General features: G+C 75.5%; 17 protein-coding genes. 9 read left to right on the top strand and 8 right to left on the bottom strand.

All coding sequences use genetic code 11. The features are described 5' to 3' along the window. Positions 1 to 149 precede the first annotated feature (149 nt). The 4 genes from LY71_RS14525 to LY71_RS14510 all read left to right on the top strand — a co-directional run bounded on the left by LY71_RS14525 (position 150) and on the right by LY71_RS14510 (position 3,895). The gene (locus LY71_RS14525) at positions 150 to 1,154 is read left to right on the top strand and encodes a Bug family tripartite tricarboxylate transporter substrate binding protein (protein WP_106278790.1); all 1,005 of its coding nucleotides are present in this window, start codon (positions 150 to 152) and stop codon (positions 1,152 to 1,154) included. Continuing rightward, a complete protein-coding gene (locus tag LY71_RS14520; RefSeq protein WP_106278787.1) occupies positions 1,151 to 1,669 on the top strand; it encodes a tripartite tricarboxylate transporter TctB family protein in 519 nt (172 codons plus the stop codon). The genes LY71_RS14525 and LY71_RS14520 overlap by 4 nt, the downstream gene beginning before the upstream one ends. Further along, positions 1,670 to 3,334 (top strand): tripartite tricarboxylate transporter permease, encoded by a 1,665-nt coding sequence (locus LY71_RS14515; protein ID WP_245887906.1) that lies wholly within the window; start codon positions 1,670 to 1,672, stop codon positions 3,332 to 3,334. 168 nt (positions 3,335 to 3,502) lie between these two features. Next, positions 3,503 to 3,895, top strand: coding sequence for a nuclear transport factor 2 family protein (locus LY71_RS14510; protein ID WP_170121367.1), 393 nt, complete (start codon positions 3,503 to 3,505; stop codon positions 3,893 to 3,895). Positions 3,896 to 3,897: 2 nt separating this feature from the next. Here the strand turns inward: LY71_RS14510 and eutC are convergent, their stop codons facing one another. The 5 genes from eutC to LY71_RS14485 all read right to left on the bottom strand — a co-directional run bounded on the left by eutC (position 3,898) and on the right by LY71_RS14485 (position 8,971). Then, a complete protein-coding gene (gene eutC, locus LY71_RS14505) occupies positions 3,898 to 4,647 on the bottom strand; it encodes an ethanolamine ammonia-lyase subunit EutC (protein ID WP_106278780.1) in 750 nt (249 codons plus the stop codon). Then, entirely contained in the window at positions 4,644 to 6,059 is a 1,416-nt protein-coding gene (locus LY71_RS14500) for an ethanolamine ammonia-lyase subunit EutB (RefSeq protein WP_106278776.1), read from the bottom strand. The genes eutC and LY71_RS14500 overlap by 4 nt, the downstream gene beginning before the upstream one ends. Beyond that, the gene (gene eat, locus LY71_RS14495) at positions 6,056 to 7,525 is read right to left on the bottom strand and encodes an ethanolamine permease (RefSeq protein WP_211297347.1); all 1,470 of its coding nucleotides are present in this window, start codon (positions 7,523 to 7,525) and stop codon (positions 6,056 to 6,058) included. Before eat ends, LY71_RS14500 begins: the two co-directional genes overlap by 4 nt. 99 nt (positions 7,526 to 7,624) lie before the next feature. Continuing rightward, positions 7,625 to 8,506, bottom strand: coding sequence for an SDR family NAD(P)-dependent oxidoreductase (locus tag LY71_RS14490; protein WP_106278773.1), 882 nt, complete (start codon positions 8,504 to 8,506; stop codon positions 7,625 to 7,627). A 63-nt stretch (positions 8,507 to 8,569) separates the two neighbouring features. Beyond that, on the bottom strand, positions 8,570 to 8,971 hold the full coding sequence (locus tag LY71_RS14485) for a hypothetical protein (RefSeq protein ID WP_106278770.1): 402 nt from the start codon (positions 8,969 to 8,971) through the stop codon (positions 8,570 to 8,572). Positions 8,972 to 9,112: 141 nt separating this feature from the next. Here LY71_RS14485 and LY71_RS14480 point away from each other — a divergent pair, with 141 nt between their 5' ends. The 4 genes from LY71_RS14480 (at position 9,113) to LY71_RS14465 (ending at position 12,094) form a co-directional block, all read left to right on the top strand. Beyond that, positions 9,113 to 9,733 carry a hypothetical protein gene (locus tag LY71_RS14480; RefSeq protein ID WP_106278767.1) on the top strand — a complete coding sequence of 207 codons (621 nt, stop codon included), beginning with the start codon at positions 9,113 to 9,115 and terminating at the stop codon, positions 9,731 to 9,733. A 122-nt stretch (positions 9,734 to 9,855) separates the two neighbouring features. Next, on the top strand, positions 9,856 to 10,125 hold the full coding sequence (locus LY71_RS14475) for a DUF2277 domain-containing protein (RefSeq protein WP_106278764.1): 270 nt from the start codon (positions 9,856 to 9,858) through the stop codon (positions 10,123 to 10,125). 106 nt (positions 10,126 to 10,231) lie between these two features. Then, complete coding sequence (locus tag LY71_RS14470; protein ID WP_106278762.1) at positions 10,232 to 10,765, top strand: hypothetical protein; 534 nt, start codon at positions 10,232 to 10,234, stop codon at positions 10,763 to 10,765. Between the two features lie 126 nt (positions 10,766 to 10,891). Beyond that, the gene (locus LY71_RS14465) at positions 10,892 to 12,094 is read left to right on the top strand and encodes an aromatic acid exporter family protein (RefSeq protein ID WP_170121366.1); all 1,203 of its coding nucleotides are present in this window, start codon (positions 10,892 to 10,894) and stop codon (positions 12,092 to 12,094) included. Positions 12,095 to 12,100: 6 nt separating this feature from the next. Here LY71_RS14465 and map read toward each other — a convergent pair whose 3' ends face one another. Next, a complete protein-coding gene (gene map / locus LY71_RS14460) occupies positions 12,101 to 12,880 on the bottom strand; it encodes a type I methionyl aminopeptidase (RefSeq protein WP_245887905.1) in 780 nt (259 codons plus the stop codon). A gap of 28 nt (positions 12,881 to 12,908) precedes the next feature. Beyond that, a complete protein-coding gene (locus tag LY71_RS14455) occupies positions 12,909 to 13,145 on the bottom strand; it encodes a hypothetical protein (protein WP_106278756.1) in 237 nt (78 codons plus the stop codon). A 138-nt stretch (positions 13,146 to 13,283) separates the two neighbouring features. On the opposite strand from LY71_RS14455, the gene LY71_RS14450 reads away from it, so the two are divergent. Beyond that, positions 13,284 to 13,880, top strand: a complete 597-nt coding sequence (locus LY71_RS14450; RefSeq protein WP_211297346.1) for a DUF6328 family protein — start codon at positions 13,284 to 13,286, stop codon at positions 13,878 to 13,880. Positions 13,881 to 13,886: 6 nt separating this feature from the next. Here LY71_RS14450 and LY71_RS24155 read toward each other — a convergent pair whose 3' ends face one another. Then, entirely contained in the window at positions 13,887 to 13,982 is a 96-nt protein-coding gene (locus LY71_RS24155; protein WP_245887904.1) for a very short patch repair endonuclease, read from the bottom strand. Positions 13,983 to 14,244 lie beyond the last annotated feature (262 nt).

Here is a 14,244-nt window from a genome sequence, read left to right as displayed (position 1 = left end):
CCTGACAGTGCACCACGCCACCGTCGTCCTGTGACCGTGAACACAAGGACCGCAAGGCGCAATGCGTCCGCAACGGTGACACCCCACCGGCCGGTTGCCAGCCTTCCTCCGACGCGGCACGGGAGCCGCCCCCACACCTGGAGGAACGCATGCGCAACGCCCACCTGCGGAGGATCGCCGTCGGCACCGTGGCCGCCGGCCTCGTGCTCACCGGCTGCGGCACGACGGCGGAGGGCGGCTCGGCCTCCGGCGGCGGCAGCGACGAGGCGCTCAGCGGCCTGCGGGTCCTGGTGCCGAACTCGCCCGGCAGCGGCTACGACACCACCGCCCGCGCCTGGGCGCAGGTCCTCGACGACGAGGGCCTCGCGTCGGGCACCGAGGTGTTCAACGTCGAGGGCGCCGGCGGCACGGTCGGCCTGCAGCGCCTCGTCAACGAGGAGGGCAACGCCGAGATGCTCATGCAGATGGGCCTCGGCGTCGTCGGCGCCCAGTTCAGCAACCAGTCCGAGGCCACCCTCGACGAGACCACGCCGATCGCCCGGCTGGTCGAGGAGGCCGAGGCGATCGTCGTCCCGGCCGACTCGCCCTACCAGGACCTCGACGCGCTGGTCGAGGCGTGGAAGGCCGACCCGGGCGGCACCCCGGTCGGCGGTGCGTCCAACCCCGGCGGCCCCGACCACCTGACGCCGATGCTGCTGGCGCAGGAGGTCGAGGTCGACCCGACCACGGTCAACTACGTGCCCTACGACGGCGGCGGCGAGCTGCTGGCCGGCATCCTCGGCGGCGACGTGGCCTTCGCCGCGACCGGTGTCGGCGAGGTGGCCGAGTCCGCGGCCGGCGGCGACGTCCGCATCCTCGCGGTCACCAGCGAGGAGCCGGTCGAGGGCGTCGACGCGCCGACCCTGACCGAGACCGGCGTCGACCTGACCTTCACCAACTGGCGGGGTGTCGTGGCCGCCCCCGGCATCTCCGAGGAGGACACGCAGCGCTTCGTCGACGCGATGACCGAGATGCACGGCAGCGAGGCCTGGCAGCAGGCCCTCGAGGACAACGGCTGGACCGACGCCTTCGCCACCGGCGACGAGTTCTCCTCCTTCCTCGACGAGGAGAGCCAGCGGGTCCAGTCCGTGCTGGGTCAGCTGGGGCTGGCGTGACCTCCGCCCAGGACGGCCCCGCCCAGGGACAGGAGCAGGGCCGCTCCGAGTACGGGGTGGCCCTGTTCCTGGGGGCGATCGGCGTCCTCGTGGTCGTCTCGGCGCTGCTGCTGCCGGAGAGCCGGATCAGCCGGGGGCCGGTCGGCCCGGCTGCCGTGCCCGTCGTCGTCGGCGGCCTGCTGGTCGTGGTCGCGGCCTTCCTCGCCGTCGACGTCGCCCGTGGCGGCCGCGGCGAGCCCGAGTCCGGCGAGGACGTCGAGCTCGGCGCGGGCAGCGACTGGCGGACCATCCTCCTGCTCGCGGCGTCGTTCGCCGCCAACGCCCTGCTCATCGAGTCGCTCGGCTGGGTGTTCTCCGGCGCGATCCTCTTCTGGGGATCGGCCTTCGCCCTCGGCAGCCGCCACTACGTGCGCGACGCGGTCATCGCCTTCGCGCTGTCGATCGGCTCCTTCTACCTGTTCGCCCTGGGGCTCGGCACCGTGCTGCCCCCGGGGATCCTGAGGGGGATCCTGTAGATGGACGCGTTCGGCTCCCTCGTCGAGGGCTTCGGCACCGCGCTGACCCCGACGAACCTGGCGTTCGCCCTGCTCGGGGTGCTGCTGGGCACCGCCATCGGCGTGCTGCCCGGCATCGGCCCGGCCATGGCGGTGGCCCTGCTCCTGCCGCTGACCCGCGGCCTCGACGTCACCACCGCGCTGATCATGTTCGCCGGCATCTACTACGGCGGCATGTACGGCGGGTCGACGACGTCGATCCTGCTCAACACCCCCGGGGAGAGCGCCTCGGTGGTCACCGCCGTCGAGGGCAACAAGATGGCCCGGGCCGGGCGGGCGGCGCAGGCACTGGCGACGGCGGCGATCGGCTCGTTCGTCGCCGGCACCATCGCCACGCTGCTGCTGGCCCTGCTGGCCCCGACCGTCGCCGACCTCGCGATCGAGGTCTCCCCCGCCGACATGTTCGCCGTCATGGCGCTGGCCTTCATCGCCGTCACCTCGGTGCTCGGCAGCTCGCGGATCCGCGGCCTGGCCTCGCTGGGGCTGGGCCTGACCATCGGGCTGATCGGCATCGACGCCACCTCCGGCCAGCAGCGGCTGACCTTCGGTGTCCCGGAGCTGGCCGACGGGATCGACGTCGTCGTCGTCGCGATCGGCCTGTTCGCCGTCGGCGAGGCGCTGTGGACCGCCGCGCACCTGCGGCGGCGGCCGGTCGACGTCATCCCCGTCGGCAGCCCCCGGATGAGCCGGTCGGACTGGAGCCGGTCGTGGAAGCCGTGGCTGCGGGGGACGGCGATCGGGTTCCCGTTCGGCGCGGTCCCGGCCGGTGGCGCGGAGATCCCGACGTTCCTCTCCTACGTCACCGAGAAGCGGCTGTCCAAGCACCCCGAGGAGTTCGGCAGGGGCGCGATCGAGGGCGTCGCCGGGCCGGAGGCGACGAACAACGCCTCGGCCGCCGGCGGCCTGGTCCCGCTGCTGACCCTGGGCATCCCGACGACGGCGACCGCCGCGGTCATGCTCGCGGCCATCCAGAGCTACGGCATCGAGCCCGGGCCGCAGCTGTTCGACAGCGAGCCCGAGCTCGTGTGGGGTCTGATCGCCAGCCTGTTCATCGGCAACGCGGCGCTGCTGGTGCTCAACCTGCCGCTGGCCCCGGTGTGGGCCCGGCTGCTGCGGATCCCGCGCAGCTACCTGTACGCGGGCATCCTCTTCTTCGCCAGCCTCGGTGCCTACGCGGCCAACGCCAACACCTTCGACCTGTTCCTGCTGCTGGTCATCGGGGCGCTGGGCATGATGATGCGGCGCTACGGCCTGCCGCTGCTGCCGGCGATCATCGGCGTGATCCTCGGCCCCTACGCCGAGGCGGAGCTGCGGCAGGCGCTGCAGATCAGCAACGGCGACCTCGGCGGGCTCATCGACCCGATGTCGGTCGTGGTCTACGTGATCATCGCGCTGGTCCTGCTGTTCCCGATCGTCCGGCGGGTGCTGCCGCGGAAGGCACACGTGCCGGTGCTCGACGAGGCGGTGCACGAGCTCGAGGAGGCGCACGCCCACCACGGGGCGACGACGGCGGTCGCCGTCGAGCGGCACGTCGGCGAGCGGCACGTGGACGGGGGCCGGGCCGGCGAGCGTCCCGCCGGCGAGCGCCGCGACCGGGCACCGGGGGACCCGCCGCCCGGGTCCTGACACCACGGACCCACGGAGGGGAGGGACGCCGCGCGCTCCCTCCCCTCCGTGCTGTCGTAGGGACGCGTGGCGGGAGACCGGGACCCCGGTAATTCGCTTCCCGCGCAGGGGCGACGGGATCGACACTGGCCTCACCGTCCACGGGGGCCGTCTCGGGAGGAAGTGCACGTGTCCGACCACCCCAACGTCACCCGGCTGCACGAGGCCTACGAGGCCTTCGGGAAGGGCGACCTCGACCGCCTCACCGAGCTCTGGACGCCGGACATCCGGTGGCACGAGCCCGGCCGCAACCGGCTCTCCGGGACCTACACCGGCCCGTCCGCGGTGTTCGAGTTGTTCGGCCGGATCATGGCGGACACCGGGGGCAGCTTCCGGATCGACGTGCAGCGGGTCTTCGCCGACGACACCCACGGCGTCGCCCTGGTCCACATGTCCGCCCACCGCGGCGACCGGCACCTCGACGTGCTGGCCGCCCACCTCCTCCGCTTCGAGGACGGCCGGGCCGCCGAGTTCCGGGCGGCGCACACCGAGCAGGCGACGGTCGACGAGTTCTTCGCCTGACCTCAGCCGGCGGTCAGCGCCGGGCCCTCGTCCTTGAGCGCGACCCCCGAGGCGCCCAGCTCGCGGGCCGCGCCCAGCAGGGCGGCGACGGTGTCGGCGGCCTGGGCGTAGGACAGCCCGTGCGGCGGGCGGACGTTGGAGACGCAGTTGCGCTCGGAGTCCACCCGGCCGGGCCGCGGGTCCCAGGTGAGGTAGACGCCGAGGGAGTCGGCCGAGGACAGCCCGGGCCGCTCGCCGATGAGCACGACGACGGCCCGGGCGCCGAGCGCCTGCCCGACGGCGTCGCCGAGCGCCACGCGGGCCTGGTGCGCGAGCACCAGCGGGGCCACGTGCCAGCCGGGCAGCCGCTCCAGCAGCGCGGTCACCAGGCCCGCGGCGTGCTCGTGCACCGCCCGCGGGGACAGCCCGTCGGCGACCACCACCGCGAGGTCGGCGTCGGTCCGCGGCAGCGCCGTCCCCTCCGCCAGCTGCCGGCCGAGGTCGGGCCGCTGCAGGTAGGTGGCCCGGTCGGGCGCGGCCGAGTGCACCTCGAGCAGCTCGCGCCCGGGCAGCGCGGCGCGCACCGCGTCCGGGTCCAGCGGCTGGTGCACCGCATCGCGGGCGGCGGCGTGCGCGGCGCGGAACTCCAGCTCGCGGGCGGTGGGCAGCGCGTCGCCGGCGCGGCCCAGGGCCACCCGCGCCCGGGTGGCCGCGCGCAGCACCGTCCACGGGTCGTTCCCGGGCGGCAGCGGCCGGTCGAGGGCCTCGCTCACGCCGACGCCGCCGCGAGCAGGGCCCGCGCCGCGGGCGCGTCGGGAGCGAGCTCGCGCACCCGGCCGGCGTCGTCGAGCAGGTCCATGCGCGCCAGCCACGCCTCGAACTCCGGCGCGGGGCGCAGCCCGAGCACCTGCCGGGCGGTGAGCACGTCGGTGAACGACAGCGACTGGTAGTGCAGCATCACGTCGTCCGAGCCCGGGACGGCGATGAGGAACGAGCAGCCCGCGGCGCCCAGCAGCAGCATGAGGGAGTCGGTGTCGTCGCCGTCGACCTCGGCGTGGTTGGTGTAGCAGACGTCCACGCCCATCGGCAGGCCGAGCAGCTTGCCGCAGAAGTGGTCCTCCAGCCCGGCGCGCAGCACCTGCTTGCCGTCGTAGAGGTACTCCGGGCCGATGAACCCGACGACGGTGTTCACCAGCAGCGGCGCGTAGTGCCGGGCCACGCCGTAGGCCCGGGCCTCCAGCGTCTGCTGGTCCACCGGCCGCCCGCCGACGCCGAGGTGCGCGCCGGCCGACAGCGCCGAGCCCTGCCCGGTCTCGAAGTAGGTGACGTTGTCGCCGACCGTGCCGCGGCCCAGCGCCAGCGCCCCGGCCCGGGCCTCGGCCAGCAGGTCGAGGGTGACGCCGAAGCCGCGGTTGGCCTCCTGGGTGCCGGCCACCGACTGGAACACCAGGTCCACCGGGGCACCCTGCTCCAGCGCCCGCAGCGTCGTCGTCACGTGCGCCAGCACGCACGACTGGGTGGGGATGCCGTAGCGCTCGATCACCGCGTCGACCAGCTCCAGCAGTGCCACGGTGCGGGCGGGTGAGTCGGTGGCCGGGTTGATGCCGATGACCGCGTCGCCCGACCCCTGCAGCAGCCCGTCGACGATCGAGGCGGTCACGCCCAGCGGGTCGTCGGTCGGGTGGTTGGGCTGCAGCCGGGAGGCCAGCGTCCCGGGGAGGCCGATCGTGCTGCGCAGCCCGGTGACCACCCGCGTCCGCCGGCCGACGGCGACCAGGTCGGCGTTGCGCATCAGCTTCGAGGTGGCCGCCACCATCTCCGGCGTCAGCCCCGGGGCCAGCGCGGAGATCGACGCCTCGTCACCGGCCGCGGCCCAGGCCAGCAGCCGGTCGCGGAACTCCCCCACCGTCAGCGACGCGACCGGCGCGAACGCCGCGGCGTCGTGGGTGTCGAGGACCAGCCGGGTGACGTCGTCCTCGTCGTAGCCGACCACCTGCTCGTCGAGGAAGGTGGCCAGCGGCAGGTCGGCGAGCACCTCCTGGGCGGCGACCCGCTCGGCCGCCGACTCCGCCGCGCAGCCGGCCAGCACGTCACCCGAGCGCAGCGGCGTCGCCCTGGCCAGCAGCTCGACCAGCGTCGGGAACTCGAAGGTGTGCCCGCCCACGGTGCCGCGCCGGGCGCTCACCGGACGTCGTCCTCCGCGTCGGCCAGCAGCTCGAACTCCTCCTCCGGCGCCGAGGCCACCAGGTGGTGGCGGCTGTACAGGGCGAACCAGGCGAGGAACACGACGTAGGCCGCCAGCGTCCAGAGCGCGGCGGTGACGTCGACGAGGAAGGTGGCCACGACCGCGGCGGCGGCCAGCACCAGCGCCACGCCGGTGGTGGCCGTCCCGCCGGGCGTCCGGTAGGGGCGCGGCAGGTCCGGCTCGCGGCGGCGCAGCGCGATGTGGCTGACCATCATCAGCACGTAGGACACCGTCGCGCCGAAGACGGCCATGTTCAGCAGCATCGCGCCCTGGCCGGTGAGCGAGAGCACGAAGCCGATCGCGCCGGGCACCAGCAGCGCGAGCACCGGCGCCCGGCGGGAGTTGGTCACCGACAGCGCCCGCGGCAGGTAGCCGGCGCGGGACAGCGCGAACACCTGCCGCGAGTAGGCGTAGATGATCGAGAAGAAGCTGGCCACCAGGCCGAAGAGCCCGGCGTAGTTGACCACCCGGGTGAGCGCGTCCGGCGCCGCGGAGGCGGCCAGCGCGTCGACCGGCGGGTTGCCCGAGTCGGCGATGGTCGACGCGCCGCCGGCGCCCGGGGTGAACACCAGCATGAGGACGGCGAGGACGACGAGCACGCCCATCGCCGCGACGATCCCCCGCGGCATCGAGCGGGCCGGGTCGCGGGCCTCCTCGGCGGCCAGCGGCACGCTCTCCACGGCGAGGAAGAACCAGATCGCGAACGGGAACGCCGCCCAGATGCCGATCAGCCCGTACGGCAGGAAAGACGACGCACCGGCGGCGTCGGTGGGCGCGATGTCGGTCAGGTTGGCCGCGTCGAACTGCGGGACCGCGCCGACGAGGAAGACGACGAGCCCGGCGACGGCCACCACGGTGACGGCGAACATGACCTTCAGCGCCTCGCCGACGCCCATCAGGTGGATGCCGATGAACAGCGCGTAGGCGGCGAGGTAGACCCACCAGCCGTCGGTGATGCCGAACAGGCCGAGGGACTCGACGTAGGCGCCGATGAAGGTGGCGATCGCGGCCGGCGCGATGGCGTACTCGATGAGCACCGCGACGCCGGTGGCGTACCCGCCCCACGGGCCCAGCGCGCGCCGGGCGAAGGTGTAGCCGCCGCCCGCCGTCGGCAGCGCGGAGCCGAGCTCGGCCAGGCCGAACACCATGGCGGTGTACATGACCGCCATGAGCGCCGTGGCGATCAGCAGCCCGCCGAAGCCGCCCTCGGCCAGGCCGAAGTTCCACCCGGCGTAGTCACCGGAGATGACCGCCGAGACGCCGAGGCCGGCCAGCAGCAGCCAGCCCGCCGTCCCGGTGCGCAGCCGGCGCCGCTCCAGGTACTCGGCGCCGACCCGCTCGGCCTCGACACCCGCGTGCGCGGGGTGCCGGGTCGGGGCGGGACGGGCGGTGGGGTCGACGGTCACGGTGCCTCCGGCGGTCGGCCCGCCCGGCGGCGGGGAGGGCCAGCCTCGTCCCGGCCCCGACCCCAGGTCAACGGGGTGCGGCGGTGCGCAACACGCTGTTCACGGGATGCCGTGCCAGCGCCCCTTCGTCGCGTTGCCGGCCGGCCGCGACTCGAACACGTTGCCCTCGGTCGGCGGCGTCCTGTCGTCGTCGGCGAGGGCGAACATGCGCAGCAGCGGCCCCACGAGCAGGTCGTAGACGGCCGGGAACAGCCGGAAGCCGAGGATGACGACGGGGTTGGCGAAGCCGGACTGGACGAGCCGCCGCGGCCGGTCCAGCCGGGCGACCACCGAGCGGGCCACGCGCTCGGGCGAGTAGATCGGGATGGGCGGGCGGCCCTTGAGGCCGATGTAGCTGCCGGCCTGCGAGTAGATGGGGGTGTTCACCCCGCCGGGCGCGACCGCGGAGACGTGGATGCCGGGCACGTCGCGGGTCTCCTGCTGCAGCGTCCGGATCATCGCCAGCTGGCCCCACTTGGCGGTGGTGTAGCTGCCCATGAACGGCGTGGTCACCGACGCCAACAGCGAGCTGACGACGACGAGGTGCCCGGCGCCCTGCCGGCGGAAGACCGGGAGCACGGTGCGGGCGAGGTTGCCGGTGCCGTGCAACGCGGTGTCGACCACCCGCTCGAAGACCTCCTTGGGCACCTCCTCCAGCTTCCCGTAGGCGACCACCTGGGCGGCGTGGACGACGACGTCGAGGCGGCCGGTGCGCGCCACCGTCCCCTCGACGGCGCGGCGCAGCGCGTCCTCGTCGAGCACGTCGGCCGGGCAGACGACGACGTCGGCGGCACCGGCCGCGCGCACCTCGGCGGCGGTCTCCTCCAGCGCCTCCCGGCCGCGCGCGAGCAGCACCAGGGAGGCCCCGCGCCGGGCGAAGAGGTGGGCGGTGGCGCGGCCGATGCCGCTGGAGGCTCCGGTGATCAGGACGGTCTGGGGCATGCGGTCGGGCTCCTCGGCTCGGAGTGCGCCGAGGCCATCCCCGGCTCGGCAGTCCGGTCCCGGCTACCCCGGTCCGTTGCCCGCCATGCGATCGAGCGCGGCCAGCAACCGGCCGGGGCCGATGACCCCGGTCCCGGCCGGCAGGCGGGCGCGCAGGCCGCGGTCGGCGGTCACCACGAGCACCCGGCGGCCCGCGGCGGCCAGGCCGGCGGCGGTGGCGGCCAGCGCGTCGTCCCCGCTCCCGGGTGCACGCACCAGCCGGACGCCGTCGGGCTGCGGGACCCCGGCCGCCGCGCCCTCGACGACGACCACCACCTCGGTGACGAGGCCGACGTCCGGGACGGCGCGGCCGGCCAGCGGGGCCAGCAGCCGCAGCAGCCGGGTGGTGGCCCCGGCGCGGTCGCGCCACCACCCGTCGGGGCGGGCGCCGACGACGTTCGCGGCGTCCACGAGCAGGACCGTCATGCCACCTCCCGCGGGTCACCCGGTCGGGGCGCCGCTGTTCACGATCGTCACGACCGGGTACCTGGCCTGCGCGGACGCGCCGGACGGGCCGGCGCACGCCGGGCCGGGAGCTCCCCTACCCGCCCACGACGAGGAGGTCCGATGGCGACCAACGACCGTACCCACCACGACCACGACGCGACCGTGACGACCGAGGGCGCGAGCGTCACCCGCGGGCCGGCGCGGGACGCCGTCGCGGCGCAGCGGGCGCGGTTCGGCGGGATCAAGTGGGGCGCGGCCTTCTTCGGCTGGCTGTCGGCCAACGGGCTGGCGGTCGTGCTGACCGCGCTCCTGGCCGCGACCGGCGTGGGCCTGAGCCTCGCCGAGGTCGACGGCGTCGAGGACGTGCCGGCCGACCCGGCGAGCACCCTCGGCATCGCCGGCGGCATCGCGCTGCTGGTGATCCTTTTCCTCGCCTACCTGGCCGGCGGGTACGTCGCCGGGCGGATGGCCCGCTTCGACGGCGCCCGCCAGGGCCTGGCCGTGTGGCTGATCGGCCTGCTGGTCGTGGTCGTGCTGGCGATCGTGGGCACGGTGCTCGGGGCGCAGTACAACGTGCTGCAGCAGCTCAACCTGCCGCGCATCCCGATCGACGAGGGCACCGCGACCACGGCCGGCCTCGTCACGCTGGCGGCGGTGCTGGTCGTCACCCTGGTCGGCGCGCTGCTCGGCGGCACGCTCGGCACCCGCTACCACCGCAAGGTCGACCGCGCGGGCTTCTAGGAGGACCTCCCTGCCCCCCACCGCTCGCGAGCTCGCGGCGGGGCCCTGCAGGGAGGCCGACTGCGGGACCCGTCCGGTCGCGGACGGGTCCCGCGGTCGTACCCCGGTCCTACGCTGCGCGCATGTGCCGCAACATCCGCCCGCTGTCGAACTTCGAGCCGCCGGCGACCGACGAGGAGGTCACCGCCGCGGCGCTGCAGTACGTGCGCAAGATCAGCGGCTCGGCGCGACCGGCGCGGGTGAACGCCGAGGCCTTCGACCGCGCCGTCGCCGAGGTGGCCGCCGCGTCGGCCCGGCTGCTCGACGCGCTGGTCACCACCGCCCCGCCCAAGGACCGCGCCGTCGAGGCGGAGAAGGCCCGCGCCCGGGCCGCCGTCCGCTACGCACGCTGAGGACGGCTGGGGGTCCGGCGCCGGACCGGGATGCACGCTGCGGGAATGGTCCCCGGATGAGCGGGTAGGTGGCGATCTCACCGCACCCGACCTGCTGGAGACATCCATGGCCCGCAACACCCTGTCCCGCGCCCTGCACGACCTGGGCCTGTCCGCCTGGTTCGGCGGCACGCTGGCCAACGCCGTCGCCCTCAACCCCGCCGCGTCCGCGGCCGGCAAGGACACCGGACGCGTCGCCAACGAGGGCTGGAACCGCTGGACCCCCGTCAACGCGGTCGCCATCGGCGCCCACCTGGTGGGCAGCGTCGGCCAGCTGATCGGCAACCGCGGCCGGGTGGCCAACCAGGAGGGCGTGGCCGCGATGTCCACGCTCAAGACCGTGCTGACCGCCGCCGCGCTGGGCGTCACCGCCTACAGCCGCTCGCTGGGGCAGATCGTCAACAGCCAGGACAACCCGTCGTCGCGGTCGGGCACCAAGCCGACCAAGCTCACCAAGGCCGAGATCGCCGCCGCCCAGGAGCAGCTCGACGCGCTGCAGTGGGTCATCCCGGCGCTGACCGGCGCGCTGGTGTGGGTCAGCTCCTACGCCGGTGAGCAGCAGCGCGCCAGCGAGGTCATCAAGGGCACCGCCCGCCGCTGACGCACCGCCGCAGCGGCGCCGCGGCCTCCGGGCCGGGCCGACCGCGCTTCCCCTCCGGCCGCCGCCCGCACGACGCGGGCGGCGGCCGGCGCGTGTCCGGCCCGCCCGCCGGGGACACTGGCAGCCGTGGCCGGACCGCACGCCCTGCCCCGCCGGCTGCACCGGCTCCTGCCGCGGCTCCTGCGGCGCGGGCGCACCCCCGGCCTGCGCACCGCCAAGACCGTGCTGGCCGCGGTGGTGGCGTTCCAGGTCGCGACCTGGCTGGACACCAGCAGCTCGCCGATCCTCGCGCCGCTGACCGCGCTGCTGGTCGTGCAGCTGACGCTGTACGAGACGCTGGCGACCGGCTGGGAGCGGATCCCGAGCGTCACCGCCGGCGTCCTGATCGCGGCGCTGTTCGCCTCCGTCGTGGGGTTGAGCTGGTGGAGCCTCGGGCTGGTCGTGGCGCTCTCGCTGGTCGTCGGCCGGCTGCTGCGGCTCGGGCCGCACCTGGCCGAGGTGCCGATCAGCGCGATGCTCGTCCTGGCGGTGGGCGGGGCGGAGAGCGCGGCGCTCGACCGGGTCACCGAGACCCTGGTCGGCGCGGCGGTCGGGGTGCTGGTGAACCTGGTCATCGCGCCGCCGCTCTACATCCAGCCGGCCGGCGAGGCCATCGCCGAGCTGGCCGAGCGCATGGCCGCCGTCAGCGAGGAACTCGCGGCCTCGCTGCGCGGCCCGTGGTCGCGCGGCCTCGCCGACGAGCTGCTCACCCGGGCCCGCGGGCTGGCGACGGAGCTGGCCCGGGCCGACCGCCGGCTCGCCCGCACCGAGGAGAGCGCCCGCCTCAACCCCCGCGGGCGGGCGGCCCGCGAGGCCCAGCCCCGGCTGCGGAACACGCTGACCGCCCTGGAGCGGCTGCACGTCAGCCTGCGCACCGTCGCACGGGTGCTGCTCGACCGCACCTACTTCCTGCCCGAGGACGAGGCCGACCGCGCCTGGTCCCCGCCCGCGCGGGAGGCGCTGGCCGAGGTGCTGCTCGTCGTCGCGACCACCCTGCGCGACGCCGGGGCGGTGGCCGACGGCACCCGGGTGGCGTCGGGCACCGACCTGGGCTCGCTGACGGCGCTGCTCGAGCTGCGCGGCCGGCTGGCCGACGCCCTGCTGGTCGACCCCCGGGCGGACCCGGCGGCCTGGTCGCAGCACGGCGCGCTGCTCGACGGCGTGGACCTGCTGCGCGTGGAGCTGGGCACCGCGCTGCAGCCGCCGACGACCTCGTGGGCGCCGCCGCCGCTGGCCGCGGCGCAGCGGCGCGCCGTCCGGTGGGCGATGACCCGGCGCCGGCAGCGGTGACCGCGCTCAGAGGGCGGTGAGGACGACCGGCCCCTCGTCGGTGACCGCGACGGTGTGCTCGACGTGCGCGGCGCGCCGTCCGTCGGCGGTGACCACCGCCCAGCCGTCCTTCTTGTGCCGGTAGCGCTCGCCGCCGGCCAGCAGCATGGGCTCGATGGCCAGCGTGCTGCCGGCGTGCAGCCGCACCCGGTCCAGGCCGGTCTGCGGGCGGTTGGGCACGAACGGCGGCTCGTGCATCGAGCGGCCGATGCCGTGCCCGCCGTGGTCGGGCAGGTGCGCGTAGCCGTAGCGGCGGGCGACGGCGTCGACGGCCTGCGCGACGTCCTGCAGCGTCGCGCCCGGCACCGCGGCGGCGATCCCGGCGGCGAGCGCCTCCTCGGTGGCGGTCACCAGCCGGGCGTCGTCCTCGCTGCCGGCGCCCACCCGGACGGTGATCGCGGCGTCGCCGTGCCAGCCGTCGACGATCGCGCCGCAGTCGACGCTGAGCAGGTCGCCCTCCTTGAGCCGCTGCCCGCTCGGCCGGCCGTGCACGACCACCTCGTTGGGCGAGAGGCACAGCGCCCCGTTGTAGGCCGTCGGCGCCCAGGCCGGCTTGTAGCCGAGGAAGGACGACGTCGCCCCGGCCTCCCGGATCGCGGTCTGCGCCAGGTCGTCGAGCTCGCGGAGCTTGACCCCCGGCACCGCCGCGGCGCGCACCACCTGCAGCGTCTGCGCCACCACGCGCCCGGCGTCGCGCATCGCGTCGAGCTCGTCGGCGGTACGGCGGGGCAGCACGCTCAGGTCCACGCTCCCGACGGTACGGCCGCGGTGCAGGTCACCCGGCGCCCGGACGGCGGACGGTGCCGGGGTCGGGCGGGGTGAACGGCGTGTCGGGCGTCGCCACCTCGCCGGCGGTGCGGCCGGCCTCGTCGGCCTCCTCGGGTCGGTCGGGCTCCTCGCCCCCGACGCCGAAGCCCTCGGCCGGCGGCGGTCCCCCGGCACCCGGGTCGGCGGCGGCGACCTCGTCGCCGGGCTGCTGCTGGTGCGGCGTCATCGGATCCCCCATCGACATGCCTCTCCCCTACCCACGTCCGGGCGAGGAGAGTGGCCGGCGGGTGACGCGGGGGTTGCCAGCGGGTAGACGCGTCACCCGCACACGGGGTCGCGGGACCCAGGGGGACGTCGGGATCCGAGGAGGAGGACCAGGGACATGGCCACCACGGGATCGGGACAGCGGGCACGGCGCGGCGCGCGACCGGGTCCCGCACGCAGGGCCGCCGTCGACGGCGCCGCGGCCGACGAGCGCGACCGGAGCCCCGAGGGCACCCGCCGGGGCGCCTCCGGTCGCGACGAGACGCACGCGGAGCGCATCGACCGGGAGCTGATGGAGCTGCTCAACGAGCTGCGGGTGGCGCTGCCCGGCGTGCAGTTCCTGTTCGCCTTCCTGCTGGTCGTGCCGTTCCAGCAGGCCACGGAGCGGGCGACGGACTTCCAGCGCGACGTCTACTTCGTGACCCTGATCGCGGCCGTGGTGGCCACCGGGCTGCTCATCGCCCCGGCCGCGCAGCACCGGGCGCTGTTCCGCCAGCACGACAAGGAGGACCTGCTGCGGCGCAGCAACCGCAACGCCTTCCTCGGCCTCGTCGTGCTGGCCGTCGCGATCGTCTCGGCCGTCGTGCTGGTGGTCGACTTCCTCTTCGCGCTGCCCCAGGCCCTCGTCACCGGCGGCGTGGTGGCGGCGCTGCTCGGCTGGCTGTGGATCGGCAGCCCGGTGGTCCAGCGCGCCCGCGGCGCTCGGGACGAGTGACGACGGTCAGCGGCCCAGCACGGCGCAGATGGCGTCGGCGACGTCGTCGGGGTCCTCGTGCTCCCAGAAGCGGAGCACCCGCCAGCCCAGCGCGGTGAGCACGGCGTCGGCGCGGCGGTCGCGGGCGGTGTTGGCCGCCAGCTTGGCCGCCCACCACGCCCGGTTCGCCCGAGGCAGGTGCCCGCACGACGGGCAGCCGTGCCAGAAGCACCCGGTAAGGACCCCGTCCTCCTCACCCCTCGCAGGCTCGGGGCGAGCCTCTGGACGGGGCCACGGCCGCACGTCGACGCGGTAACGGACACCGCGCGCGTGCAGGCGCCGGCGCACGGCCAGATCGTGCGCGGTGTCCCGCCGGCCCTGCCGG

The sequence above is a fragment of the Geodermatophilus tzadiensis genome, from assembly GCF_003002915.1.
In the GTDB taxonomy this organism is placed as follows: domain Bacteria; phylum Actinomycetota; class Actinomycetes; order Mycobacteriales; family Geodermatophilaceae; genus Geodermatophilus; species Geodermatophilus tzadiensis.
This window is presented reverse-complemented; position numbering and strand designations above follow the sequence as displayed.

Coding starts and splice junctions, on each gene's coding strand:
- LY71_RS14525 (WP_106278790.1), top strand. CDS start 150: ATGCGCAACGCCCACCTGCGGAGGATCGCCGTCGGCACCGTGGCCGCC.
- LY71_RS14515 (WP_245887906.1), top strand. CDS start 1,670: ATGGACGCGTTCGGCTCCCTCGTCGAGGGCTTCGGCACCGCGCTGACC.
- LY71_RS14490 (WP_106278773.1), bottom strand. CDS start 8,506: ATGCCCCAGACCGTCCTGATCACCGGAGCCTCCAGCGGCATCGGCCGC.
- LY71_RS14485 (WP_106278770.1), bottom strand. CDS start 8,971: ATGACGGTCCTGCTCGTGGACGCCGCGAACGTCGTCGGCGCCCGCCCC.
- LY71_RS14480 (WP_106278767.1), top strand. CDS start 9,113: ATGGCGACCAACGACCGTACCCACCACGACCACGACGCGACCGTGACG.
- LY71_RS14475 (WP_106278764.1), top strand. CDS start 9,856: ATGTGCCGCAACATCCGCCCGCTGTCGAACTTCGAGCCGCCGGCGACC.
- LY71_RS14470 (WP_106278762.1), top strand. CDS start 10,232: ATGGCCCGCAACACCCTGTCCCGCGCCCTGCACGACCTGGGCCTGTCC.
- LY71_RS14455 (WP_106278756.1), bottom strand. CDS start 13,145: ATGTCGATGGGGGATCCGATGACGCCGCACCAGCAGCAGCCCGGCGAC.
- LY71_RS14450 (WP_211297346.1), top strand. CDS start 13,284: ATGGCCACCACGGGATCGGGACAGCGGGCACGGCGCGGCGCGCGACCG.